Genomic DNA, 24,294 nt, shown 5'->3' with positions numbered 1-24,294 from the left:
GTTGTAGCGAGAAAGGCTTGGAAAGGACGCCATGCAGCTGGAGGCGATGTACCAGGAGGTCATCCTGGACCACTACCGCAACCCCCTGCACAAGGGGCTGCGGGAGCCGTACGAGGGCGAGGCGCACCACGTCAACCCGACCTGCGGGGACGAGGTGACGCTCCGCGTCCATCTGGACGGCGACGGCCAGGACGCCACGGTGGCGGACGTCTCCTACGACGCCATGGGCTGCTCGATCAGCCAGGCCAGCGCGTCGGTGATGTCCGACCTGATCATCGGCAAGTCCGTGAAGGAGGCGATGGCGGTCGGCGAGGAGTTCCTGGCGCTGATGCAGTCGCGCGGCCAGGACGTCGAACCGGATGAGGACGTCCTCGAGGACGCCGTCGCCTTCGCCGGGGTGTCGAAGTACCCCGCCAGGATCAAATGCGCCCTGCTCGCCTGGATGGCGTGGAAGGACGCGACCGCCCGCGCACTCGGAGAGGCATCATGAGCGACACCGCACCGGAGGAGACCCCCGCGACCGCGGCGGCCGGCACCGTCCCCGACGAGGAGATCCTCGAGGCGCTGAAGGACGTCGTCGACCCCGAGCTCGGCATCAACGTGGTCGACCTCGGCCTGGTGTACGGGATCGACCTGACCGACGAGGTCGCCACCCTGGACATGACGCTCACCAGCGCCGCCTGCCCGCTCACGGACGTGATCGAGGACCAGGCGCACAGCGCGCTGGAGGGCCTGGTCAAGGACGTCAAGATCAACTGGGTCTGGCTGCCGCCGTGGGGCCCGGACAAGATCACCGACGAGGGCCGCGACCAGCTCCGCGCCCTCGGCTTCAACGTCTGACCGCACGCCGCACGTCTGACGCACGCCGCACGTCTGACGCACGCCGTGCGCCTGGCCGCACGCCGCACGTCTGACCGCACGCCGTACGAGGCCGCGCCCCGCACCGGGGCGCGGCCTCGACGCGTGTCCGGCCGCGTCCCGCGTCAGTCGACCCAGGGCTCCGGCCGGCCGCCCTGCCCGAAGAACAGGGTGCTCGGGGTCCAGCGGGGGGAGTCGTCCACGTAGACACTGGCCTGGGTGCCGTCGATCGTCCCGGCGATGGGGACGTATTCGTCGCTCGGCGCGGACAGCACCGTGCTGTCGTAGGTGCCGGCGTTGATCGTTCCGTTGGCGCCCAGGTTCGCCCGCGTGTCGGGCAGACCGCCTCCCGCGTTCTTGTGGAGGTGGACGGTCAGGTAGCTCTGGACCAGCGGGATGCCCTCGGTGATGTGCAGCCGCGCCCACTGGTAGCCGTTGCACGAGCCGGCGGTGCCCTGGCGCCACTCCGCCCAGCCCCAGTAGTCGCCGTGGTAGTCGTAGATCGAGGTCGGCGCGCCGGGCGTGCCGTCCTCGCCGATCCGGTGGTTCGAAGCGCACGACGGGTTCTGGCCGGGGTACCAGGCCTCGCCCCAGCCGGCGGCGTGCGCGGCGGGTGCCGCGGTGAGCAGGGCCGCGCCCATCGCGGGCGCCGCCAGGAACCGGACCACTCTCATGATCGCCTCCTTGTGGCGTCGGATGAGGGGAGCCTGGGCCCGGCCGGCGGGCGAGGGCGACACGGTTCGGACCGAGGCCTAAAAGACCAGGTCATGGCCGGTTTCTACGGTCGATCCCCGCAGTTCGGCGGCAGCGCCGGGCCGGTCTTTGACCGGATCAGGTCACCCGCCGTCACGGCGGCCGTCCGGGTGCCTACGCTGGCGCCGCACGCGCATTCGGGGGCGAAGATGCTGCGTATCCACTTCACGCGCGACGACCTGCTGAACACGCGGGTCGCGGCGGCGCCGGACCCGCTCTGGGAGACGCTGCTCAGCGCGCACCTGCTCGGCAAGCGCGACGGCGCGGTGGTGTTCGGCGACTGGAAGCGGCGCACGCGGGCCCGGCTGCATCCGTCGATGCGGCTGTTCCTGCGGCTGGCGCCGCCCTGGGGGTACTCCCCGGACTTCCTGACGCCCGCGCCCGGCTGCGCGACGGCGGCCGACGGCATCGACCGGATGCTGTCCACGCCCAAGGCGCGGCTGCGCGGCGACATGCTCCGGCTGGCGGAGGAGGTCCGCCTGCCCGGGTGGGCGCGTCCGCTGGCCGAGGGCGACGTCACGATGCTGCGCGTCCTGGGCGATGCCGTCGGCGCCTACGAGCAGATCGCGCTCGCCCCGTACTGGCGGCAGATCCGGTCGTGCGTGGAGGCCGACCGCATGGTGCGGGCGCGCGCGCTGCTGGAGGGCGGCACGGATGGCCTGCTGCGCAGCCTGCCGCCGCCCGTGCGCTGGGAGCCGCCGGTGCTGAGCGTCACCTATCCGCAGGAGCGGGACCTGTATCTGAACGGGAGCGGCCTGCGGCTGGTCCCGTCCTTCTTCTGCTGGCGGACGCCGATCACCCTGCGGGCGCCCCGCGAGGAGGATCCGGTGGTCTTCGTGTACCCGATCGGCCATGACCTCGGCCGGACGGCGCCCGGCGGCGGGGCGGCGCTCGCCCGGCTGGTCGGGCGCACCCGCGCGGCGGTGCTCGCCATGACCGCCGACGCGGGCAGCACGACCGGCGGCCTGGCCGACCGTCTCGGCATCACGGCGCCGTCGGCCAGCGAGCATGTCGCGGCGCTGCGCGAGGCGGGCCTCGTCGCCAGCCGCCGGGACGGCCGGCACGTCCTGCACACTCTGACCGCGACCGGCGCGGACCTGCTGTCCGCCCCGCGCGCCACAGGAGGGTGACCATGGCGGGCGAAAACGACCCGGTGGTGTTCCGGCCGACCCTCGCGGGCCGCGCCGGGGCGGTCCTGTGCGCGCTGATCGGGGCCGCGGCGACGGCCGGGAGCGTCGTCCTGCTGGCCCGGGACGGGTTCGACCGCGGCCTCGTCGCGAGCCTGATCATCATGGCCGGGACGACGGCCGTCGCGGCCGGCGCGGCGCGCAGCCGGATCACGATCGCGGACGAGTGCGTCGTCGTGCGCAATCCGCTGTGGACGCAGCGGGTCCGGCTCGGCGAGATCGCCGCCGTCGAACCCGGCTACTCCGGGCTGCGGATCACCACGACCGACGGGCGGACGGTGACGGCCTGGGCCGTCCAGAAGTCCAACTGGTCCACCTGGCGGGGCAGGCGGACCCGCGCCGACGAGGTCGCCGCGGCGATCGTCCGCAGCGCCGTCCGCTGACCGCTCCCGCCGCCGCGGCGCCGGTGGGACCGATCTAGGGTGGGGCGATGTGAAGGACGCCTTTCCTGACAGTGATGCGGAACTGGTGGCGCGGCGCGCCTCGTCGTTCGGGGGCAGCGCCGCCGCGTACGCGCGGGAGCGGCCGGACTACCCGGTCGGGGGCGTCCGGTGGGCGCTGGAGCCCGTGGCCGGGCGGGCGCCGCTGCGGGTGCTCGATCTCGCGGCGGGGACCGGCAAGCTGACGCAGGTGCTGCTGCGCGGCGGCGTCGGCGCTGCGGACCTGGTCGCCGTGGAGCCCGACGCGGCGATGCTGGACGAACTGCGCCGTGCCGTGCCGGGCGTGCGCGCGCTGGAGGGCAGCGCGGAGGCGATCCCGCTGCCGGCCGGCTCGGTCGACGCGGTGCTGGTGGGGCAGGCGATGCACTGGTTCGACCTCGACCGGGCGCTGCCGGAGATCCACCGGGTGCTGGCGGACGGCGGCGTGCTCGCCGGGCTGTGGAACACCGACGACGACCGGGTGCCGTGGGTCGCGGAGATGAAGCGGATCTCCCGCAGCAGCGTGTCGTTCCGGAACTGGCGGCCGAAGGGCCTGCCCGAGAGCGCCTGGTTCCCGGTGTTCGAGCGGGCGGAGTTCCCGCACGCGCAGCGCCGGACGGCCGAGTCGATGGCCGCGACGATCGGGACGCACTCGCACATGCTCGTTCTCGACGAGGCCGAGCGGGCGGCGGTGACCGATCGGATCGTCGGGTTCCTGCGGGCGACGCCGGAGACCGCGGAGGGCGAGTTCGACCTGCCGATCGTCACCTTGGCCGCGCGCGCTCTGCGGGCCGGCGGCTAGCCTCGCCGTCCTTCGGCCTGGACGGCCAGAGCGTGTGGGTGATCGGCCACAGCGACCAGACGGCGAGCACGAGGCCGAGGCGGGCCGTCCAGCCGGTGAGGGCCGCGGTGCGATCGGCGTCGCCGACCAGCGCGATCATCGCCAGGAGCAGCGCGCAGCCGATCGCGGTCGCGACGGCGGCCTTGCCGAACTCCACCCATTCGTAGCGGGCGCGCGCCCGGCCGTACCGCGGCTTGCGGCGCGGCGGCGGGCCTCCGGCGAAGCGGTGCGCGAACCGCTCGTCGGCCCAGCGGACCATGCTGTGCCCGAACGCGACCGAGTAGCCGAGGTAGGCCGCCGCGAGGCCGTGGGCGAACCCGGCGGTCGCGCCCCCGCGCAGGTCGGCGACCGTGGCGACGAGCAGCACCAGGTCGACCAGCGGGACGCCCAGCAGCAGCGCCGCGCCGGTCCTGCGCATCCGCAGCGGGTAGCGGGCGGCCAGGCCCGCCGCGAGGACGACCCAGAAGCCGATCTCGCACGCGGCGATGACACCGACGAGCATGGCGTCACCGGTCCCGGGAGAGGGCCGCGCCCGCGGCGGCGACGAGCAGACCGGCGACGCCGACGCCGAGCCCGGCGAGCGGCTGGCTGCCCTCTGACCACTCCATCAGCTCGATGTTCTCCCCGCCCGTGTAGTGGTACGCGGCCGAGATGAAGCCGACCGCGGCGACGATGACCCCGATGGTCCGCATGGCTCGTTTCTCCCTCGCTTGCCCGGCCCCCGATTGCCTGCCTTTCGATGGTCCGGGACGCGGGAGCGGTGGCGCGTCGTCGCCGATGAGGTTCTCGGGGTCCTCCGAAGGATGTACGCGCCGCCCTCAGCGAGGTGGACGCGGCGGTCGCGGCGGGATGCTGAGATGGATCCGTGCTCTCCAGGCTCCGCCGGCTCACCACGCCCCAGGACGCGCTCATCGCCGCCGGGGCGATGGCGGCCGGGCTCGTGCTGCTGGCCGCGCACGGATACAGCACGTGGACGGACCACTGGCCGCCCGCCGGGCTCCGGCTCGTGCCGCTCGCAGGCCTGTGCGGGGCGATGCTGCTGCGGCGGACCGCCCCGCTCACCGCGCTGGCGATCTCCACCCCGTTCAACTTCCTCGACGTGGCGTTCGGCCCGTCCATCGCCACCGCGATGATCTACGGTGACGCGCTGTACGCGGCGAGCCTGTACGGGCGGCCGCGGCGGACGGCGGAATGGCTGCTCGGCGCGACCCTCACCGGGACCGTCGCGGTCCTCGCGGTCGCCGGCGCGCTGGCCCGCGACCTCGCCCTGGGCGTGGTCGCGGGCGCGCTCGCGGCGGCGGTGTGGGTGACGCCGGTGCTGACCGCGATGCTCGTCCGGGAGCACCGGTCCCGGGCCGAGGCCGAGCGGCAGCGGGCCCGGCAGGTCGCGCGGCTCGCCGAGATGGACCGGCGCGCCGCCGTCGGCGCGGAGCGGGCCCGGATGGCCCGCGAGCTGCACGACGTGATCGCCAACCATCTGAGCGCCGTCGCGCTGCACTCCTCGGCCGTGCTGAAGGTCCGCGACCTGGACAGGGAGGGCCTGGACCGGGCGATGACGGTGATCAGGGAGAACAGCGTGCAGGGGCTGGCGGAGATGCGGCGGATGATCGGGCTGCTGCGCGAGGGCGGCGCCGGCGGCGCCGACCCGGCGGAGGCGCCGCGGCTGGCCGGCCTCGGCCGGCTCGTCGACCGCACGGCCCGCCCGGACCTGTCGGCGCGGCTGCGGACGGACGGCGAGCTGCCCGAACTGCCCGCGCCGGTCGAGCTGGCCGCCTACCGGATCGTCCAGGAGTCGCTGACCAACGCGCTCAAGCACGCCGGGCCGGGCCGCGCCGAGGTGTCGGTCGGGTACGCGCGGGGACGGGTGGTGATCGACGTGCACAGCCCCCTCGGGGACGGCGCGGGGCTGCCGGGGTCGGGCAGCGGGCTGATCGGGATGCGGGAGCGGGCGGCGATCCTCGGCGGGGAGTTCTCCGCCGGGCCGGACGGCGGGCGCTGGCTGGTGCACGCCGAGCTGCCGGTGGACGGAGAGCCCGCGCGCGAGGAGGGAGCGCCGTGATCGACGTGCTGGTGGCCGACGACCAGGCGGCCGTGCGCGCCGGCCTGGTGCTGATCCTCGGCGCGGCGCCGGACGTGCGGGTGGTCGGCGAGGCCGCCGACGGGGAACGGGCCGTCGAGCTGGCCCGCGAGCTGCGTCCCGACGTCGTCCTGATGGACGTGCGGATGCCGCGCCTGGACGGGATCAGCGCGACCCGGCAGATCGCCGGGTTCGCGGACGTCCTGGTGCTGACCACGTTCGACCTGGACGAGTACGTGTTCGGGGCGCTGCGGGCGGGCGCCGCCGGGTTCCTGCTGAAGGACGTGGACGCCGACCGGCTGGTGGAGGCCGTGCGGACGGTGGCGGCGGGGGACGGGATCATCGCGCCGCAGGTGACGCGCCGGCTGATCGGCGCGTTCGCGGCCCGGCCCGAGCCGCCGGACCCGGGCCCGGCGGTGGCGGAGCTGACGCCCCGGGAGCGGGAGGTGCTGGCCTGCCTCGGCGAGGGGCTGTCGAACGGGGAGATCGCGGAACGCCTGTCGATGGCGGAGACGACCACGAAGACGCACGTCAGCCGCATCCTCGCGAAGCTCGGGCTGCGCAGCCGGGTGCAGGCCGCCATCCTCGCGCAGGAGCTGGCCGCCTCCGGCCTCCCCGCCGCGTCCGGGGACGCCGCGGCGCCGGACGCGCCCGGATCCGGCAGCGGCGATCTCAGCGCGGGCTGAGCGCCGGGCCGGACCCCTGGATCAGGGCGACAGGCCGCGGATCAGGTCGGCGACGCGGACGATCCCCAGGCAGCGGCCCAGCTCGTCGACCACGACCAGGTCGTCGTAGACGCGGTCGTCCTCCTGGCCCGCCGCGCGCAGCGCCGCCACCGCCGGCACCGTGCGCGGGACCGGGCGGGGCGCGTCCGCCAGCCGGACCGCGGGCCGGTGGGCGTGCAGCGCGTGGCCGTAGGCGCCCGACAGCCGCAGTAAGAAGCGCGTCCGGTCGACGGTGGCGCGCGGCCGCTGCCGCTCGTCGACCAGGACGATGCTGGTGATGCCCGTCTCGGCGTTCAGCGCGTCCAGCACCTCGCCGGCGGTCGCGGTGTGCGGCATCGTCACGCCGGGGAGCGTGAACTCCGAGACGCGCGGGCCGAGGTCGAGCCGTTCGCGGGGATCCGGGGCGCCGCGCGCCGCGACGGGGACGGTGATCGGCATCCCGGGCCGCCACTCCGGCGGTGCCAGCGCGGGCCCCTGGACCAGCCGCACCCCGAGCCGGCGCAGGTGCAGCACCTGGTCGCCGGTCTCCAGGCCGGGCGCCAGCACGTGCGTCTCCAGCCGGTGCGCCAGCTCGACGAGGCTCGCCACCAGCGCGGAGCGGCGCGGCTCCGCGGGCGCCCGGCGGGCCAGCCCGGGGTCGAGCTTGAGCAGGTAGGACGCGCCGTCGGCGAGCAGGTCGAGCGGGGCGTGCGCGGCGCCGACGCCGCCGAGCCCGACCAGGTACCCGGCCCGGCGCAGCCCGGACAGCGCGGCGGTGACGGGGGCGCGCTGGGCCGGAGGGAAGCCCCCGGTGACGCAGATGATGATCTCCTGCGGGCGGCGCCCGGCCCCGGCGAACCCCTGGTGCAGCTCCGCGAGCACCGGGTCGCCGAACGCGAGCGTCTCGGCGCGCAGGCCGATCTGCAGCGGCAGCGGCGTGCGCAGGTCCGCCGCCGCGCGGGCCGCCTCGGCGGCGCGGCGCAGGTCCTCGGAGACGGGGTCGACGCGCGGCGGCGGCCCGGTCGGGGCGGGCGGCCCGGCGTGCGCCTCCACGGCGACGACGGTCCCGGTGCCGAGATCGACGACCGGATGGAACACCGCCCTCGCCGGGACCAGGACATCTACGGCTGACACAGCGGCATCATGGCGCCCCGAAGCGCCCGGAACCACCTTTGTCAGGAGAAGTTAACGCACAATTCGCGCAGGTCGCGGTGTGGATCTTGACCTCGGCCGGGCCGTCACAGCCCGCGGCCGCCGACCATCGCCGACAGCGCGTAGGTGACCCCGGCGACGGCCGCCAGCCAGACGTAGGCGGTGATGTCGCCGCCGCGCAGCGCCTGCACGACGAGCCCGCCGATCACGGCCACCGTCACCACGTCCCCGGTCATCGCGGCGGCGCGCAGGTGGGTGCGGGCGCGGTGGCCGGAGCCGAAGCCCTCGCTGAGCGGCAGCGCGGGCTCGTTGCGGCGGTAGGCCAGGTACCCGGCGTACCCGGCGAGGGCGGCGAGCGCGATGAGGGCGGTGCCGTCGCGTCCGTCGGCGGCGAGCACGGCACCGACCACCACCCCGGCGCCGAGGACGAGCCCGGGTACGGCCCACCGGCTGAGGCTGCGGCGTTCGGGAGCGATCCACATGAGCACATCCTCTCCGATCGGCGGACGCGCGGGACCGGCAACGCGCCGGTCCCGCCGCGATGAGGCCGCGGCGAAGGCCGGACGCGGGCGTCCGCGGGCGGCCGGGCGGGACCGCGCCGATGCCCGGACCGCGCGGGGTTCCGGCCGGTATCTTTTCGCATCGTGGCGCAATTTCGACTGAACGGCTCGAAGATGCTGGCCGTCGATCTCGCCGGGGAGACGATCAGGGCGCTGAACGGCGCCATGGTCGCCTACGAGGGGCGGATGGCGTTCAAACGGGAGGGGATGACCGGGGGAGAGGGCCTGCGCGGCGCGCTCAAGCGCAAGATCGCCGGTGAGGGCATGACGCTGATGGAGGTCACCGGCGAGGGCACGGTGTACCTGGCGAGCGAGGCGGCGGAGGTGACGCTCGTCCAGCTGACCGGCGACACCCTGTTCGTGGAGTCGGAGAGCCTCCTCGCGCTGGAGGGCGGGCTGCGCACCGGCGTGCAGTTCGTCGGCCTGCGCGGCATGGGCACGGGCCAGGGCCTCGCCACCACCAAGGTGGAGGGGCACGGCACGGTGGCGATCGTGTCCGACGGCCCGGCGATCGCGCTGGAGGTGACGCCCGAGACGCCGCTGTCGGTCGATCCGCACGCCTACGTCGGGCACCACGGGCAGCTGCGCCAGGACGTCGTCACCGACGTGAACTGGCGGACCGTGATCGGCCAGGGCTCGGGGGAGAGCGTCCAGTTCCGGTACCAGGGGCACGGCCTGGTCTACGTCCAGCCGGCCGAGCGCGGCGGAATCCTGGAGATCTGATGCCCGGCTACCAGAAGATCACCTCCAAGATGCTCCAGGTGCCCGTCGGGCCGGGGCGGGAGGTCTACAGCAGGCGCGGCGCGATGCTCGCCTACACCGGGTCGGTGTCGTTCGCGCCGTCCACCACGGCGGGGCAGAGCATCGGCGGCGCCATCGGACGCGCCGTCGCGGGCGAGCGCAGCGCGATGATGCACGTCACCGGGCAGGGCGACGTCATGTTCGGGCACGCCGGGCTGCACGTGTCCATCGTGGACCTGAGCGGCGGCGACACCCTGTTCGTGGAGGCCGACCGGCTCCTCGTGCACGACGCCTCCCTGCAGGTCGGGACCATGTTCATGGGCGAGCAGGGCGGCGTGCGCGGCATCGTGCGCGGCGCCGTCACCGGGCAGGGCCTGTTCACCACCACGCTCACCGGCCAGGGCTCGTGCGCGCTGCTGTCCCACGGCGGCGTCATGGAGCTGCCGATCGGCCCGCAGCGCCCCGTCCACGTCGACCCGCAGGCGTACGTGGCCCACCGCGGCCAGGTGCAGAACAGGCTCACCACGGCGGTGGGCCTGCGCGACCTCATCGGGCGCGGCTCCGGTGAGGGCTTCCAGCTCGAGCTGAGCGGTTCCGGCGTCGTCTACGTGCAGGCCAGCGAGAGGAAGATCTGACCGTGAGCAGCTTCGGCACGCGGACCTGGAACGCGGCCACCCTCCCGGTGAACGACAACGTCAACCCGTACGCCTTCAGCGTCGACCTCGACGGCGAGTGGTTCGCGCAGAAGGGCAAGATGATCGCCTACTACGGGCAGATCAGGTTCGAGGCGCTGTCGTCGGGGCCGCTGGACGCCCTCGTCGCGCACACCTTCAACTCGCCGCTGTACGCGCACGACTGGATCGTCGCGCAGGGGCGGGGCAAGCTCGTCCTCGCCGACCGCGGGTTCGACGTGAACTCCTTCGACCTCGACGACGGCAACCTCACCGTCCGGGCCGGGAACCTGCTGGCGTTCGAGCCCGGCCTGGAGCTCAAGCAGTCGATCATCCCGGGTTTCCTCACCCTGATCGGGACGGGCCGGTTCGTGGCCGCCTCCAACGGCCCGGTGCACTTCGTCGAGCCGCCGATCCGGGTCGACCCGCAGGCGCTGCTCGGCTGGGCCGACTGCCCGTCCCCCTGCCACCACTACGACCACTCCTACATGCGCGGCGCGTTCGGCGCCGCGCGGATGGTCTTCGGGATCGGCGGGTCGTCGGGGGAGGAGCACCAGTTCGACTTCACCGGCCAGGGCACCGTGCTGATGCAGTCGTCGGAGGTCGTGATGAACGAGGACGTCCTGCTGCGCGACCTCGAAGGCCAGATCGGCATGGTCGGCACGTCGGGGCTGCAGCGGCTCCAGCAGACGATCAGCCGGCGGCTGTCGGCGGAGCGGCAGGGCTGACGCGGGGGCCCGGGCGAACCCGGGCCCCCGCGGCCTCACCGCCCACGGGAGGCCGCCCGCGGGACGGCCCGCGGCCTGCGCCGCGGGACGGCCCGCGGCCTGCGGGTCATCCCTGCTCGGGCGCGGGCTTCATCACGTGGAAGGGCACCCCGAACGGGTCCCGGACGGCCGCGGACCGGCCGTACGGGCTGTCGGCGGGCCCCGAGTCGACCGTGCCGCCGCCCGCGGTGACCTTCCGGACCGCCTCGTCGGCGTCCTCGACCGCGAAGTAGGTCGTCCACGTCGGGACGGCGGTCCGCCCGTTGCCGAGCACCATGTCGGCCCCGCCGAGGATGCCCCCGATGTAGCGGCCGTCCGCGGCGCGCTTCAGCACGGTGTAGTCCATGTCGCCCGGCATCGGCTCGAGCTCGTAGCCGAACACCGCCTGGTAGAAGTCGCCCGCGGCCTTGGAGTCGGGCGTGACGAGCTCGTTCCAGACGAACGACCCCGGCTCGTTCACGATCCCGGAGCCGTGGTGGTCCCGCCCCTGCCACAGGCCGAACTGCCCGCCCTGCGGGTCCTTGACGATCGCCATCCGGCCGATGGTCATCACGTCCATCGGCGGCATGACGATCTCGCCGCCCGCGTCGGCGGCGCGCTTGGCGATCCCGTCGCAGTCGTCGGCGGCGATGTAGACGGTCCACCAGTACTCGTCGGGCGCCTCCTCGGGGTTCTGCATCATCCCGGCCACGGGCACGCCGCGCAGCTTGCACTGGTTGTAGTGGCCCGCCTCCGGCCCGGCGTCCTCGAACCGCCAGCCGAAGAGGGTCCCGTAGAACGTCCTGGCCCGGTCGAGGTCCGGAAGGCCGATGTCGAGCCAGTTCGGCGTGCCCTCCGGCACGTTGCTCGTGACCTGGGTCATCCGACTCACACTCCTTCGTGCAGGGGCCTCGCGGCCCCGGCGTCCTGCGCCGCCCGCCGTACTCCCATCCTGGCCCGCGGCGCGGCGTTCACACATCGGCGGCGACGGGATCGGCATGGCCGGGAGCGGCCCCCGTTTCACGTACACTGGGCTGATGGTTTCGCTCCCGAGCTGACAGGCCGCCCAGCGCGCCCCGGTCGGATGGACCGCGCGGCGCGCTGTTTCGTGCGCCTGTCCATCGAGCCGTCCGTCAGGGGAGCCCTGTCACTGTGATCATCGCGAAAGACATCGAGCTGCGCGCCGGGTCCCGGCTGCTGATCGAGTCCGCCTCGTTCCGGGTCAACCCCGGCGACCGGGTGGGCCTCGTCGGCCGCAACGGCGCCGGCAAGACCACCCTCACGAAGGTGCTGGCCGGGGAGTCGATCCCCGCGCAGGGCGGCGTCACGTCGTCGGGCACCATCGGCTACCTCCCGCAGGACCCGCGCGGCGTCGACCTCGACGAGCTGGCCCGCGACCGCATCCTGTCGGCGCGCGGGCTGGACGAGGTCGTCCGCAAGCTGCGCGCCGCCGAGGAGGCGATGGCCACCGCGACCGGCGAGGAGCGCGACAAGGCCGTCCGCCGGTACGGGCGCCTCGAGGAGCGCCTGCACGTGCTCGGCGGCTACTCCGCCGAGGCCGAGGCCGCCTCGATCGCCTCCAGCCTCGGGCTGCCCGACCGGGTGCTGGGGCAGCCGCTCGGCACCCTGTCGGGCGGGCAGCGGCGCCGCGTCGAGCTGGCCCGCATCCTGTTCTCCGGCGCCGACACGCTGCTGCTGGACGAGCCGACCAACCACCTGGACGCCGACTCGATCGTCTGGCTGCGCGACTTCCTGAAGTCGCACCAGGGCGGCCTGGTCGTGATCAGCCACGACGTCGACCTGCTCGGCGTCGTGGTGAACCGGGTCTTCCACCTGGACGCGAACCGCAGCGTGATCGACATCTACAACGTCGGCTGGAAGAAGTACCTCGACCAGCGGGAGACCGACGAGCGGCGGCGCAAGCGCGAGACGGCGAACGCGCAGCGGCAGGCGTCGGCGCTGCTGTCGCAGGCCGACAAGATGCGCGCGAAGGCGACCAAGGCCAAGGCGGCGCAGCAGATGGACCGGCGGGCCCGGCAGCTGCTCGCCGGCGTCGAGGGGGAGCGGCAGGCCGACAAGGTGGCCAAAATTCGCTTCCCGGACCCGGCACCTTGTGGCAAAACCCCCCTTACCGCCGAAGGTTTGTCGAAATCGTACGGATCTTTGGAGATTTTCACCGACGTGGACCTGGCCATCGACCGGGGCAGCCGGGTCGTCGTGCTGGGCCTGAACGGAGCGGGCAAGACCACCCTCCTGCGCATGCTGGCCGGGGTCGACAAGCCCGACACCGGCACCGTCGTGGCCGGTCACGGCCTGCGGATCGGCTACTACGCCCAGGAGCACGAGACGCTCGACGTGGACCGCTCGGTGCTGGAGAACATGCAGTCGGCCGCGCCCGGTCTCGCGCCCGTCGAGGTCCGCAAGATCCTGGGCTCGTTCCTGTTCTCCGGCGACGACGTCGACAAGCCCGCGGGCGTGCTGTCCGGCGGCGAGAAGACCCGGCTGGCGCTGGCGATGCTGGTGGTGTCCAGCGCCAACGTCCTGCTGCTCGACGAGCCCACCAACAACCTCGATCCGGCCAGCCGCGAGGAGATCCTCGGGGCGCTGCGCACCTTCGCCGGGGCCATCGTCCTGGTGACCCACGATGAGGGTGCGGTGGACGCGCTGCGGCCGGAAAGAGTGATTTTGCTGCCCGATGGTGTCGAAGACATCTGGAGTGACGAGTTTGCCGATCTGGTGGCACTTGCGTGACCTGCAGGGTGCCTTCCGCAGATCTTTTCTGGCCGAGTGGGTAGCCGAACGCGCGGGAATGACTGATCATGGCGGGGGATAACGCAGCGGTCACCACATCACTACGGGAGGTACTCGTGGCCGAGACCCTCAAGAAGGGCACCCGCGTGACCGGTGCCGAGCGCGACAAGCTGGCGGCGGACCTCAAGAAGAGGTACGACTCCGGCGAGAGCATCCGCGCCCTGGCAGCCGCCACCGGCCGCTCGTACGGCTTCATCCACCGGATCCTCACCGAGTCCGGAGTCAACCTGCGCGGTCGCGGCGGCGCGACCCGGGGCAAGAAGTCCTGACCGGACGAACGTCCCGAACGGACGCGGGTCCACAACGGCCCCCGGTCCCGGACGGGCGGCTTCCCCCGGATGAGCGCACCGCCTGATCCGTCGCCGCGGCCCACCGAGTAGGGTTCGGTCGCGGCGGCGGGCAGGTCGGGTCCCGCCCCGTGGACGGCGGGGCGGGCCCGCCGCGCTCGTTGGAGGGGGAAGGTTCGATGGCGGACGCGAACGCCGGAGCGGAGACGGCCACCGCCGCCGGGCCGGCCGAGGAGGAGCTGGCCGGGGCCGGGCTGCGGCTGGAGGTCGACGGGGCGGTCGCGACCGTCACGCTGAACCGGCCGGAGCGGCGCAACGCCATGACGTTCGCCACCTGGCGCGGTCTGGCGGCGATCGGACGGTCGCTGCCGGAGGGCGTGCGGGTGGTCGTGCTGCGCGGCGCCGGTCCCTCGTTCTCGGCGGGCATCGACCTGTCGATGTTCTCCGGCGGCGGGGAGGGCTTCGCCGACGGCTCCGACGCCGCGGCGACGGACCGCTTCATCGCCGAGCTGCAGGAGGGGTACACCTGGCTGCGGCGCCCCGACATCGTCACCGTCGCGGCGGTGCACGGGCACGTCATCGGCGGCGGTTTCCAGCTCGCGCTGGCCTGCGACATCCGGGTCGCGGCCGACGACGTCAAGTTCTGCATGAAGGAGCCCGCGCTCGGGCTCGTCCCCGACCTCACCGGCACCAAGCCGCTGGTGGAGATCGTCGGCATCGGGCGCGCCCTGGAGCTGTGCCTCACGGCCCGGACCGTGCAGGCCGAGGAGGCGGCCCGGCTCGGCCTCGCCGAGATCGTGGTGCCGCGCGACGGCCTGGACGCCGCGGTCGACGGCTTGGTGGAGTCCCTGCTCGCGGTGAACCCCGGCGCCGCCGTGGCCACCAAGCGGCTGCTGTGGGAGGCCGCGGAGAACACCCTCGAACAGCAGTGCGCCGCCGAGCGCCGCGAGCAGATCGGCCGCCTCCGCGAGCTGTTCGGCAAGTGACCCTCGCACCCTCTCCGCACGCGTGATCGTCGACGTGCGGCGAGCCGTCGTCATGGCCGAGCGCATGACGACGGCTCGCCGCGGGTCGACGCGCGCCGGTCAGCCGAGGGCCTCGCGGCCGCCGCGGGCGAGCGGGAGGTCGACGCGGCTGACGCCCGTCCGCACGGTGACGCCGGTGCCGGCCGGGTAGCGCAGCGTGTAGTCGTGGTCGGTGGACAGCAGGATCACGCCGAGCCGGTGACCGGCCTTGACGGTGTAGTCGGTCGGCTGGAGGTCCCAGCGGAACGCGTAGGTGCGTCCGGGCGTGATCGGGTCGGTGCGGCTGAAGCTCTTCCGGTTCCGCGCGTCCAGCCAGCCCCGCGTGATGATCTTGTACGGGGCGGTCTGCATGGCGAGGGCCTGCCGGGTGGTGCAGCCCTCGTCGCCCGGGACGCTCTGCCCGTAGCAGACCTTCTGCCCGGTGTCGACGCGGGCGCCCGTCGGCCGGCTGTCGGTGCCGTAGTCGACCAGCAGCGCGGTCAGGTAGGGCGAGCGGCCGTCCAGGGACGCCCGCAGCGACACTGACGGCGTGCCGTCGATCCGGACCGGCCGGTCCAGCGTCCCGGTGAGGTAGGCGAGCCGGTTCGGGTCCGCCTGGTCCTGGTTCGCCAGGAGGTCCTCGGCGGTGCGGGTCTTCCCCTCGTCGGTGAAGCCCTGCGTCGCGCCGGCCCCGGCCCGCAGGCCGAGCGTGCCCGGCTGGCCGGACGGCCCCGCGTTCAGCCGGACCGGAACTGTGCGGGTGCCGGGGATCGGCCAGTCCTTCGCCGTCTCCCACGTCCCGTCGGCGTGCTCGATGTCGACGCGCGGCTCCTTGTCGATGCCGTTTTGGATGCCGTACAGGTAGCGGTCGAACCAGTGCAGCGTCTGCCGCAGCCACTCCTCCACGCGCCAGCGGAACGGCGTGGAGTGGTTGCCCTGGTGCAGCCACAGCTTGCGCGGCACGCCCGCCTTCTTCAGCGCGTTCCACCACTGGACGGAGTTCTTGAGCTTGACGTTCCAGTCGTTGAGCCCGTGCACCACCATGACGGCGGCGTGCACGTTCCGCGCCTGGCCGACGTAGTCGCGCTCGGCCCAGACCTTGCCGTAGTCGCCGGTCTCGCGGTCCTGGGTCGCCTCGATGTCGTCGATGACTTTCTTGCAGACCTCGGGGTTCTGGCGGGTCAGCACGGCCTTCGCCAGGACGTCCAGGTCCTCGCCCTGGTAGCCGCCGGGCGCCACGACGCCGCCGCCCGCGCGGTAGTAGTCGTACCAGCTGCTGATCCCGGCGATCGGGACGATGGCCTTCAGGCCCTCGACGCCCGACGCGGCGGCCATGTTCGGCAGCGTCCCGTCGTAGGACTGGCCGATCATGCCGACGTTCCCCGTCGACCAGGTGGCCGTGACCGGCGTGCCGTCGGGCGCCCAGCCGCGCGCGCGGCCGTTCAGCCAGTCGACCGCGGCCTTGGCGCCGGCCTGCTCGCTGCGGTCCCCGGACGTCGGGCAGCCGGTCGAGCCGCCCGTCCCGATGCTGTCGAGGTCGGCGACGGCGTACCCGCGCGGCAGGAAGTAGTTGTCGTAGTAGCCGGGGAACATCTCGGCGAGGTTCCGCTGCGTGGTGGTCAGCGCACGGGCCTGCGCGTCGCCGATGTCCACCGGGTGGTTCGGGACGTCGTTGATGCCGGCCCAGTACGGGCTCGGCTCCATGATCGTCGGGACCTTGAGGCCGGCGGTGTCGGTCTCCTTCGGCCGCATGATCCGCAGCTGCACGCGGTCGCGCACGCCGTCGTGGTCGCTGTCGGCCGTGGTCTCGATGTTCACGGTCTGCGTGACGGCGTCGGCGCGGGAGAACACCGGCTGGGTCTCGCCGCCGGAGATCGTCAGGCGGTGCGGCGCGGCGGGCGCGGATCTCGCGGACGCGGACGCGGCGGGCAGTGCGGTGGCGAGCAGCGCGGCGGCGGCGGCCAGTGCGGTGGCGGCCGCGCCCGCTCGTGGCGGGCGCATGCGCGGGCGCTGTGGTGAGCGCTGGGGCACGGGGGCTCCTGGGGGGTGAGAGCCTGAAGTTGTTGATCACATTAACCACCGGTTCGGGCGGGAAGTCCAGAGCCGTTACGCCGTGAGCGGAGCCGGGAAGCGCGGCGGCCGGGCGCGCGTTGTCCCGGCCGGATACTGAGATGCTTACTTGATTACGTTTCACGCGCGCCCGTCGGCGCCGGGCGCGCGGCGACCCCTCGGAGGTACTGGTGGGCATGCCGGGAATGCCGGGCAACGGCTGGCAGGTGATGGCCTCGTTCCGCCGCGACGAGTCGGTCACCCAGCAGCGGCTCAAGCCCGGCACCATCAAGCGGATCGCGGGCTACGCCCGCCCCTACACCCGCGACCTGGTCCTGTTCCTCGGCCTGAACGCGCTCGCCGCGCTGGTCGTCGTCGCCAACCCGCTCCTGCTGAAGTCGATCATCGACCGCGGCATCCTGCACCACCGCCAGGACCTGGTGATCTGGCTCGCCGTCGCGGTGGCCGGGCTCGCCCTGCTGGACGCGGTGCTCGGGCTCGCGCAGCGCTGGTACTCCGCCCGCATCGGCGAGGGCCTGATCTACGACCTGCGCAGCGAGGTGTTCGGGCACGTCCAGCGCCAGCCCGTCGCGTTCTTCATGCGCGCGCAGACCGGCTCCCTGGTCAGCCGGCTCAACAACGACGTCATCGGGGCGCAGCGCGCCCTCACCACCACCCTGTCGTCGGTGGTCTCCAACGTGATCAGCCTGATCCTGGTGCTGATCACGATGATGATCCTGTCCTGGCAGGTGACGGTGATCGCGCTGCTGCTGCTCCCGGTGTTCATCCTGCCGGCCAAGTGGGTCGGCAAGCGGCTGTCGCGGATCAGCCGCGAGCAGATGGTGCTGGACGCCGAGATGAGCTCGCTGATGACCGAGCGGTTCAACGTCGCGGGCGCCATGCTGGCCAAGCTCTACGGACGCCCCGCCGAGGAGGAGGAGAACTTCTCCGGGCGCGCCGCGCGGGTCCGCGACATCGGGGTCGTCTCCGCCATGTACGGGCGCGTGTTCTTCACCGGCCTCACGCTCGTCGCCGCGCTCGCCACCGCGATGGTCTACGGCGTCGGCGGCTACCTGGTCGTGGACGGCAACTTCCAGCTCGGCACGCTCGTCGCCCTCGCCACCCTGCTCACCCGGATGTACGGGCCGCTCACCGCGCTGTCCAACGTCCACGTGGACGTCATGACGGCGCTCGTCAGCTTCGACCGGGTCTTCGAGGTCCTCGACCTCAAGCCGCTGATCCGCGACCGCGAGGGCGCCCGGACGCTGCCCGAGGCCCGCGAGGCCGGGACGGCCGGCCTGGCCAAGGCCAACGGGAACGGAGCCGCCCGGCAGGGCGCCCCGGCGATCCGGTTCGAGCACGTCCGGTTCGCCTACCCGTCCGCCGACGAGGTGTCGCTGGCGTCGCTGGAGTCGATCGCCCGCACCGACCACGCCCCCGGCAAGGAGGTGCTGCACGACGTCGACTTCACCGCCGCGCCCGGGCAGCTCGTCGCGCTGGTCGGGCCGTCCGGCGCCGGGAAGTCGACGATCACGCACCTGGTGTCGCGGCTGTACGACGTCTCGGACGGCGCGGTGAAGATCGGCGGCGTGGACGTCCGCGACGTCACCCTCGACTCGCTGCGCGCCGAGGTCGGCGTGGTCAGCCAGGACGCGCACCTGTTCCACGACACGATCCGCGAGAACATGCGCTACGCCCGCCCGGACGCCACCGACGAGGAGATCCTCGCCGCGCTGGACGCCGCGCAGATCGGCGGCCTGGTCGCCGGGATGCCGGAGGGCCTGGACACCGTCGTCGGCGACCGCGGCTACCGGCTGTCGGGCGGTGAGAAGCAGCGGCTGGCGATCGCCCGGCTGCTGCTGAAGGCGCCGTCGGTGGTGGTGCTGGACGAGGCGACCGCGCACCTGGACTCCGAGTCCGAGGCCGCGGTGCAGGAGGCGCTGCGGACGGCGCTGGCCGGCCGGACCTCGCTGGTGATCGCGCACCGGCTGTCCACGATCCGGGAGGCCGACCAGATCCTGGTGATCGAGGAGGGCCGCGTCGCCGAGCGCGGGCGGCACGAGGAGCTGCTGCTGGAGGGCGGGCTGTACGCCGAGCTGTACCGCACGCAGTTCTCCCACCAGAAGGACGAGGAGCGCGCCACCGAGCCCCTCGGCGCCGAGTAGCGGACCGCCGGGCTCAGTGCTTCTGTGGGGGGCGACCCCCACGCCTCCGGCAAGGGCACCTGAACGGCGCCTTCCACTCCGCTGGCGCTCCGCTCCAGGCGCCGTTCAGGTGTCTGTGCTGAGGCGGTAGCCGAGGCGCTGCAGCTCCGTCCCGGCGACCTTCTCGACCTGCGCGAGCTGGCGGGGCGTCAGGCGGTCCCGCCAGGCGCCGACGGCGTGCTCGGCGCCGCCCCCGTCCGGGCCGCCGTGCGCCCCGGCCCGGACCAGCCCGGACAGCGTCGTCTTCGACAGGTCCGCGTCGAGGTACCGCGACATGTCCCCGGCGACCCGGCGGGGCCGGGCGACGAGGTCCTCGTAGCGGACGGTGAACAGCTGCTCCTCCGGCACCTGCCGCCGCAGCCGCGCGCTCAGGCGCACCGAGCCGCGCCAGCGCAGCGCGCACTTCACGGCCGCCGCCGCCTGCGGCCAGCGGTTGCGCTCGGTGTGGTCCTCGACCCCGAAGAACGGGTTCGGGAACACCGTGTCGAGGTTCGCGAGGCCCGGCTTGAACCACGCCAGGCACCGGTCGTCGGCGAGCATGTCGGCGACGGCGTCCCGGCCGTCCCGGATCACCTGGACGAGCTGGGCGTCGGGGAAGGCGTCCAGCAGCACGTCCGCGCTGTAGATCAGGTCGGGGGAGGCGTCGGCGTAGCGGGTGATGCCGCGCGGCTGCACGCACGGCCCCTCGACGTCGCCGTCGTGCACCGGGCGGTCGCGCAGCACCGCCGGGCGCGGCGGCAGCCCGGCCAGCTCGCGGCACTCCTCCGGGCACTCCGCGCAGGCCCGCGCGGAGATCTGCCAGGCCTCGGCGTAGGCGTCCCGGATCACCCGCGCGGCCCCCGTGCCGCGCTCGGACGCGATGGCGGGACGGCGGGCGAAGGCGTAGACGACGCGCAGGACGCCGGGCCGGCCGGTGGTGAGGTGGAACCCGGCGGACCGCTTGACGGCGCGCGCGAGGAGACCGGCACCCGAGTGCGGCGCGCCCAGGATGAAGACCGGGCGGTGGACCTTGGTGCCGTTGATCACCAGGATGTGCGGCGTCGACCTCATACCCGGCCAAGTTTGTCACCTTTTGGAAGCCGGTCGGGCCGTGACGCACCGTAGCGGCCGCCCGAAACCGGGACGCGCCCGGATCGTTCGGCCCCTAACCTTGAGGAATGGACGCACCCCTCACGCTCGCCGGGCTGCTGCCGCAGGCGGCGTCGATCACCGTCCTCACCGGCGCCGGGATCTCCACCGACAGCGGCATCCCCGACTTCCGCGGCCCGCAGGGCGTCTGGACCAAGGACCCGTCCGCCGAGGCCATGTCCACGATCGGCGCCTACATCGCCGACCCGGAGGTGCGGCGCCGCTCCTGGCGGGCCCGCCGCGACCATCCGGCCTGGCACGCCGAGCCGAACGCCGCGCACGCCGCCCTCGTCGAGCTGGAGCGGGCCGGCCGGCTCCGCGCGCTGATCACCCAGAACATCGACGGGCTGCACCAGCGGGCCGGGTCCGGCCCCGAGACGGTGATCGAGATCCACGGCACCATGCGCGACGCGGTCTGCCTGTCCTGCGGCCTGCGCACCCCGATGCCGGACGTCCTCGCGAGGGTCGACGCGGGCGAGGACGACCCGCCCTGCGCGGAGTGCGGCGGCATCCAGAAGTCCGCGACGATCTCGTTCGGGCAGGCCCTCGAGCAGGACGTCCTCGACGCGGCGATCACCGCGGCGCGCTCCTGCGACCTGTTCCTCGCCGTCGGGACCTCGCTGACCGTCCAGCCGGCCGCCGGGCTGTGCCTGGAGGCCGTCGACCACGGCGCCCGGCTGGTGATCATGAACGCGGAGCCGACCCCCTACGATGGGCTGGCGGACGCGGTGCTGCGCGAGCCGATCGGGGAGGCGCTGCCGCGGCTGGCCCGCATCGCCCTCGGCGCCGGGCGGTGATCCGTTGGCGGGTCGTGACCGGGCGCCCCTTCCGCTGGCGGCCGGATCCTGACAAGCTCTATCCGTTGCGGTGCGAGGAGGGATCGGGTTGATGAGCGGGGGCGCCCGCGCGGAGGGGGTCGAGGGGCCGTCCGACGCGCCCGCCGCAGGCCTGCCCGGCGAACGGCCGGCACGGGGGAGGACCCGCGGGTACCGGCGTCTGCGCCCGGGGGACCGGGTCGCGGTCGTCGCGCCCAGCGGCCCCGCCGAGCCGGCGCGGCTCGAGGCGGGCTGCGCCGCGCTGCGCGACCTCGGCCTTGACGTCGTGGTCGGCAAGCACGCCCTCGACCGTGTCAACCTCGGCGCCCCGGGGCCCGTCCGCGACGACTGGCACCGGCTCGCCGGCGCCGACGCCGACCGCGCCGCCGACCTCCAGGCCGCCTGGTGCGACCCGCGCGTCCGCGCCGTGATCTGCGCCCGCGGCGGCTACGGCGCCACCCGCGTCCTCGACCACCTCGACTGGGACGCGCTCGCCGCCGCCGCGGACGCGCCCGGCGGCCCGAAGATCCTGCACGGCTCCAGCGACATCACCGCCCTGCACGCCGCGTTCGGCACGCGGCTCGGCGTCACCACCTCGTTCGGCCCGATGCCCGCCGGCCTGATCGCCGACGCCGGCGCAGCCGACCCCGGCGGCGACCTCGCCGCCACCCTCGACGGCCTGCGCGCCGCGCTGTTCGGCGGCCCCGTCACCCTCCCCGGCACGCACGCGCTGCGCCCGGGACGCGCCGAGGGCCCGCTCACCGGCGGCACCCTCACGTTGATCACCGCACTGCTCGGCACCCCGTACGCCCCGCCGCCCGCGAAGGGCGGCATCGTTTTCCTGGAGGACGTCACGGAGGCGCCGTACCGGATCGACCGGATGCTCGTCCAGCTGCTCCAGGCCGGCTGGCTCGACGGCGCGGCGGGCGTCGCGCTCGGCTCGTGGGAACGCTCCGGCGACCCCGCCGAGCTGGACGCCGTGTTCGCCGCGCGGCTCGGGCCGCTCGGCGTCCCCGTCCTCGCCGGGGTGCCCGCCGGGCACGGCGCCCGGCAGGGCACGCTCGAGCTCGGCGCCCCCGCCGTGCTCGACGCGTCCGGTGATCTGAACCCCGGGCCGGACGGCGGCGTACTGACCCTGGAAGCGCCGGGAGGTGTGCGATGAGCGGCCGGCACGCCCGTCCCGACCCGTGGGACGACGGAACACTCGACTCGCTGCTGGTACTGGTGGCCGAGAGCCTCGGCTACGCCTGCCATCGGGCGCCGGGAGAGGTGATGCTGCTGGAGGGCGCCAACCGGCTGCACGTCAGCATGCGCGACCTGCGGCAGCTCGCCCGGATGGTGCCGCGCGACGACTGGCCGGCGCTGGTGTCCGACCACGTCACCACGATCGTCACCGCGATCGAGGAGCCCCTCGACCTCAGCGACTTCGACCTCGCGCAGCACCTGCTGCGCACCCGGATCTACCCGGCCGAGGCCGACAACGGCGTGCTCGCGGCCCGGCCGTTCGCGCCCGGGCTGATCGAGGCGGTCGTGGTCGACACCCCCACCACCGTCCGGACGGTCACCACCGACGAGATGAACGGCTGGCCGGTGTCCGGCGACGCGCTGTTCATGCTGGGACGCGCCAACGTCCGCGCCGACGGACCGCTCCAGCTCGACGAGCAGGACCTCGGCGGCGTCCGGGTGTCGGTGCTGCACGGCTGGACGTTCTACGCCGTCACCCACCTGGCGTGGCTGGAGGAGTACCTGCCGATCGGCCCGCACGGCGCGCTGGTCATCGCCCCGAACCGGAGCCTGATCGTCGCGCACGCGCTGAGCATGTCGGAGGTCCACCCGCGGGCCCGCTACCGCGCCGCCGTGGCCGCCGCGAACGAGCTGCAGGCGCAGGCGCACCGCGCCTACGAGGAGGGGCCGGGCTCGCTTAGCCCGCACCTGTACTGGTGGCGCGCCGGTGAGCTGACCTACCTGGAGACCCGCTACGAGGGCGACTCGCTCGTCCTGCCGCGCGAGTTCACCTCCGTGCTCGCCACTTCTACCGCGGAGTACTGAGGGTGAAGATCGTCATCGCGCCCGACTCGTTCAAGGGCAGCCTGTCGGCGGCGGAGGTCTGCGCGGCGGTGGAGGCCGGGGCGCGGCGCGCCGTGCCGGACGCCGAGGTGGCCCAGGTGCCGATGGCCGACGGCGGCGAGGGCACCCTCGACTGCTTCGTGGCCGCGCGCGGCGGCGACCTGGTCGAGGTCGCCGCGACCGACCCGGTGGGCCGTCCGGTGAAGGCCGCCTACGCGCTGTCGGGCGACGGCCGGTCCGCGGTCGTGGAGCTGGCCGCCGCGTCCGGCCTCCCGCTGGTCGAGCAGGCCCCCGATCCGCTGCGCGCCGACACCGCGGGCACCGGCGAGCTGATCGCCGACGCGGTCCGGCGCGGCGCCCGTGACGTGCTGGTCTGCATCGGCGGCAGCGCCAGCACCGACGGCGGCACCGGGCTGCTGCGCGCGCTCGGCGTCCGCTTCCTGGACGCGGCGGGCGCCGACCTGCCGCCCGGCGGCGCCGCGCTGGCGCGCCTCGAGACGATCGACGACTCGGGCGTCCCGGACGCGGTGCGCGCCGCCCGGTTCCGGGTCGCGTGCGACGTCACCAACCCCCTCGTCGGGCCGGAAGGCGCGGCCGCGGTGTTCGGGCCGCAGAAGGGCGCCGATCCCGCCCAGGTCCGCGAGCTGGACGCGGCGCTCGCCCGGTTCGCCGACGTGGTCGCCGGCCGGTTCGGCGTCCGCGTCCACGACCTGCCGGGCGCGGGCGCGGCCGGCGGCACCTGCGGCGGCCTCGTCGGCGTGCTCGGCGCCGAGCCGTCCCCCGGCGCGCGTCTCGTCGCCGAGGCCGTCGGCCTGGACGGCGCGCTGGACGGCGCCGACCTCGTGATCACGGGCGAGGGCCGGGTGGACGGCCAGAGCGCCGGCGGAAAGGTCGTCTCCGCCGTCGCCGCCCTGGCCAAGGACCGCGCCATCCCCGCCGTCGCGCTCGCCGGCGGCGTCACCGGCCCGCTCGACGAGCTGCACGGCCTCGGCCTCACCGCCGCGTTCAGCATCGCCGACGGACCGCGGACGCTGGACGCTCTCAAAGCCGACGCCGCGCCGCTGCTCAGCGCACTCGCCGAACAAGTCGTGCGCGTCTGTGTGGGGGGACGTGTCTATGTGGGGGGACGACCCCCCCACACCCCCAGCGGCGGGGTGAGCGGCGCCCTTCGCTCCGCTGGCGCTCCGCTGCGGGTGCCGCTCACCCCGGTGGGGGGCCGG

Annotated in this window: 26 protein-coding genes; 18 read left to right on the top strand and 8 right to left on the bottom strand. The window is 74.2% G+C overall.

The annotated features are described in order from the left end of the window. Nucleotides 1-31 precede the first annotated feature (31 nt). A complete protein-coding gene (gene sufU, locus AB0C78_RS27360) occupies nt 32-490 on the top strand; it encodes a Fe-S cluster assembly sulfur transfer protein SufU (protein WP_151539780.1) in 459 nt (152 codons plus the stop codon). After that, nucleotides 487-840, top strand: a complete 354-nt coding sequence (locus tag AB0C78_RS27355) for a metal-sulfur cluster assembly factor (protein WP_151539781.1) — start codon at nt 487-489, stop codon at nt 838-840. Before sufU ends, AB0C78_RS27355 begins: the two co-directional genes overlap by 4 nt. 143 nt (nt 841-983) lie before the next feature. Here AB0C78_RS27355 and AB0C78_RS27350 read toward each other — a convergent pair whose 3' ends face one another. Then, nucleotides 984-1,532 (bottom strand): hypothetical protein, encoded by a 549-nt coding sequence (locus AB0C78_RS27350; protein ID WP_360753018.1) that lies wholly within the window; start codon nt 1,530-1,532, stop codon nt 984-986. A 93-nt stretch (nt 1,533-1,625) separates the two neighbouring features. On the opposite strand from AB0C78_RS27350, the gene AB0C78_RS27345 reads away from it, so the two are divergent. From AB0C78_RS27345 to AB0C78_RS27335, 3 genes are read left to right on the top strand one after another with little or no spacing between them, the layout of a single operon-like run. Further along, nucleotides 1,626-2,741 carry a winged helix-turn-helix domain-containing protein gene (locus AB0C78_RS27345; protein WP_360753016.1) on the top strand — a complete coding sequence of 372 codons (1,116 nt, stop codon included), beginning with the start codon at nt 1,626-1,628 and terminating at the stop codon, nt 2,739-2,741. 2 nt (nt 2,742-2,743) lie between these two features. Further along, nucleotides 2,744-3,181, top strand: a complete 438-nt coding sequence (locus AB0C78_RS27340) for a PH domain-containing protein (protein ID WP_360753014.1) — start codon at nt 2,744-2,746, stop codon at nt 3,179-3,181. A gap of 49 nt (nt 3,182-3,230) precedes the next feature. Continuing rightward, entirely contained in the window at nt 3,231-4,019 is a 789-nt protein-coding gene (locus AB0C78_RS27335) for a class I SAM-dependent methyltransferase (protein WP_360753011.1), read from the top strand. On the opposite strand, the gene AB0C78_RS27330 is transcribed toward AB0C78_RS27335, so the two are convergent. Further along, the gene (locus AB0C78_RS27330; protein ID WP_360753009.1) at nt 3,982-4,560 is read right to left on the bottom strand and encodes a hypothetical protein; all 579 of its coding nucleotides are present in this window, start codon (nt 4,558-4,560) and stop codon (nt 3,982-3,984) included. The genes AB0C78_RS27335 and AB0C78_RS27330 overlap by 38 nt on opposite strands. 4 nt (nt 4,561-4,564) lie before the next feature. After that, nucleotides 4,565-4,750: a hypothetical protein gene (locus AB0C78_RS27325; RefSeq protein WP_360753006.1), complete on the bottom strand. Its 186-nt coding sequence runs from the start codon at nt 4,748-4,750 to the stop codon at nt 4,565-4,567. A 173-nt stretch (nt 4,751-4,923) separates the two neighbouring features. On the opposite strand from AB0C78_RS27325, the gene AB0C78_RS27320 reads away from it, so the two are divergent. Beyond that, nucleotides 4,924-6,117, top strand: a complete 1,194-nt coding sequence (locus AB0C78_RS27320; RefSeq protein ID WP_360753004.1) for a histidine kinase — start codon at nt 4,924-4,926, stop codon at nt 6,115-6,117. Next, on the top strand, nt 6,114-6,821 hold the full coding sequence (locus AB0C78_RS27315) for a response regulator transcription factor (protein WP_360753001.1): 708 nt from the start codon (nt 6,114-6,116) through the stop codon (nt 6,819-6,821). The genes AB0C78_RS27320 and AB0C78_RS27315 overlap by 4 nt, the downstream gene beginning before the upstream one ends. Nucleotides 6,822-6,842: 21 nt before the next feature. Here the strand turns inward: AB0C78_RS27315 and AB0C78_RS27310 are convergent, their stop codons facing one another. Further along, the gene (locus AB0C78_RS27310; protein ID WP_360752999.1) at nt 6,843-7,973 is read right to left on the bottom strand and encodes an EAL domain-containing protein; all 1,131 of its coding nucleotides are present in this window, start codon (nt 7,971-7,973) and stop codon (nt 6,843-6,845) included. 104 nt (nt 7,974-8,077) lie between these two features. Continuing rightward, on the bottom strand, nt 8,078-8,473 hold the full coding sequence (locus tag AB0C78_RS27305) for an ABC transporter permease (protein ID WP_151539787.1): 396 nt from the start codon (nt 8,471-8,473) through the stop codon (nt 8,078-8,080). Between the two features lie 162 nt (nt 8,474-8,635). Here AB0C78_RS27305 and AB0C78_RS27300 point away from each other — a divergent pair, with 162 nt between their 5' ends. Genes AB0C78_RS27300 through AB0C78_RS27290 form a run of 3 tightly spaced genes read left to right on the top strand, consistent with a single transcriptional unit; the run spans nt 8,636 to nt 10,691 of the window. Continuing rightward, entirely contained in the window at nt 8,636-9,274 is a 639-nt protein-coding gene (locus tag AB0C78_RS27300) for an AIM24 family protein (RefSeq protein ID WP_225991523.1), read from the top strand. After that, nucleotides 9,274-9,927, top strand: a complete 654-nt coding sequence (locus AB0C78_RS27295) for an AIM24 family protein (protein ID WP_360752997.1) — start codon at nt 9,274-9,276, stop codon at nt 9,925-9,927. Before AB0C78_RS27300 ends, AB0C78_RS27295 begins: the two co-directional genes overlap by 1 nt. 2 nt (nt 9,928-9,929) lie before the next feature. Next, nucleotides 9,930-10,691 carry an AIM24 family protein gene (locus tag AB0C78_RS27290; protein ID WP_151539789.1) on the top strand — a complete coding sequence of 254 codons (762 nt, stop codon included), beginning with the start codon at nt 9,930-9,932 and terminating at the stop codon, nt 10,689-10,691. Between the two features lie 106 nt (nt 10,692-10,797). Here AB0C78_RS27290 and AB0C78_RS27285 read toward each other — a convergent pair whose 3' ends face one another. Further along, nucleotides 10,798-11,592: a VOC family protein gene (locus AB0C78_RS27285; RefSeq protein WP_360752993.1), complete on the bottom strand. Its 795-nt coding sequence runs from the start codon at nt 11,590-11,592 to the stop codon at nt 10,798-10,800. 269 nt (nt 11,593-11,861) lie between these two features. On the opposite strand from AB0C78_RS27285, the gene AB0C78_RS27280 reads away from it, so the two are divergent. From AB0C78_RS27280 to AB0C78_RS27270, 3 genes are all read left to right on the top strand, one after another. After that, entirely contained in the window at nt 11,862-13,460 is a 1,599-nt protein-coding gene (locus AB0C78_RS27280; RefSeq protein ID WP_151539791.1) for an ABC-F family ATP-binding cassette domain-containing protein, read from the top strand. 116 nt (nt 13,461-13,576) lie between these two features. Then, complete coding sequence (locus AB0C78_RS27275) at nt 13,577-13,789, top strand: helix-turn-helix domain-containing protein (RefSeq protein WP_021596738.1); 213 nt, start codon at nt 13,577-13,579, stop codon at nt 13,787-13,789. Nucleotides 13,790-13,986: 197 nt separating this feature from the next. Further along, entirely contained in the window at nt 13,987-14,793 is an 807-nt protein-coding gene (locus AB0C78_RS27270; RefSeq protein ID WP_360752990.1) for an enoyl-CoA hydratase/isomerase family protein, read from the top strand. 99 nt (nt 14,794-14,892) lie between these two features. Here the strand turns inward: AB0C78_RS27270 and AB0C78_RS27265 are convergent, their stop codons facing one another. Then, nucleotides 14,893-16,812: a Xaa-Pro dipeptidyl-peptidase gene (locus AB0C78_RS27265; protein WP_360752987.1), complete on the bottom strand. Its 1,920-nt coding sequence runs from the start codon at nt 16,810-16,812 to the stop codon at nt 14,893-14,895. 245 nt (nt 16,813-17,057) lie between these two features. Here AB0C78_RS27265 and AB0C78_RS27260 point away from each other — a divergent pair, with 245 nt between their 5' ends. Further along, a complete protein-coding gene (locus AB0C78_RS27260; protein ID WP_360753174.1) occupies nt 17,058-19,025 on the top strand; it encodes an ABC transporter ATP-binding protein in 1,968 nt (655 codons plus the stop codon). 105 nt (nt 19,026-19,130) lie between these two features. Here AB0C78_RS27260 and AB0C78_RS27255 read toward each other — a convergent pair whose 3' ends face one another. Then, nucleotides 19,131-20,114, bottom strand: coding sequence for a sulfotransferase (locus AB0C78_RS27255; protein ID WP_360752984.1), 984 nt, complete (start codon nt 20,112-20,114; stop codon nt 19,131-19,133). A gap of 107 nt (nt 20,115-20,221) precedes the next feature. Between AB0C78_RS27255 and AB0C78_RS27250 the strand changes: the two genes are divergently transcribed. From AB0C78_RS27250 to AB0C78_RS27235, 4 genes are all read left to right on the top strand, one after another. After that, on the top strand, nt 20,222-20,989 hold the full coding sequence (locus AB0C78_RS27250) for a Sir2 family NAD-dependent protein deacetylase (protein ID WP_360752982.1): 768 nt from the start codon (nt 20,222-20,224) through the stop codon (nt 20,987-20,989). A gap of 91 nt (nt 20,990-21,080) precedes the next feature. Next, nucleotides 21,081-22,169, top strand: a complete 1,089-nt coding sequence (locus AB0C78_RS27245; protein WP_360752980.1) for an LD-carboxypeptidase — start codon at nt 21,081-21,083, stop codon at nt 22,167-22,169. Beyond that, a complete protein-coding gene (locus AB0C78_RS27240; RefSeq protein ID WP_360752977.1) occupies nt 22,166-23,056 on the top strand; it encodes a hypothetical protein in 891 nt (296 codons plus the stop codon). The genes AB0C78_RS27245 and AB0C78_RS27240 overlap by 4 nt, the downstream gene beginning before the upstream one ends. A 2-nt stretch (nt 23,057-23,058) precedes the next feature. After that, a partial coding sequence (locus tag AB0C78_RS27235) for a glycerate kinase (RefSeq protein WP_360752974.1) occupies nt 23,059-24,294 on the top strand: 1,236 nt, incomplete at its 3' end.

The sequence above is a fragment of the Actinomadura sp. NPDC048394 genome (assembly GCF_040651755.1).
GTDB lineage: Bacteria > Actinomycetota > Actinomycetes > Streptosporangiales > Streptosporangiaceae > Spirillospora > Spirillospora montaniterrae.
Note: the sequence above shows the minus strand (reverse complement) of the source record. Positions and strands in the feature narration are given on the sequence as shown.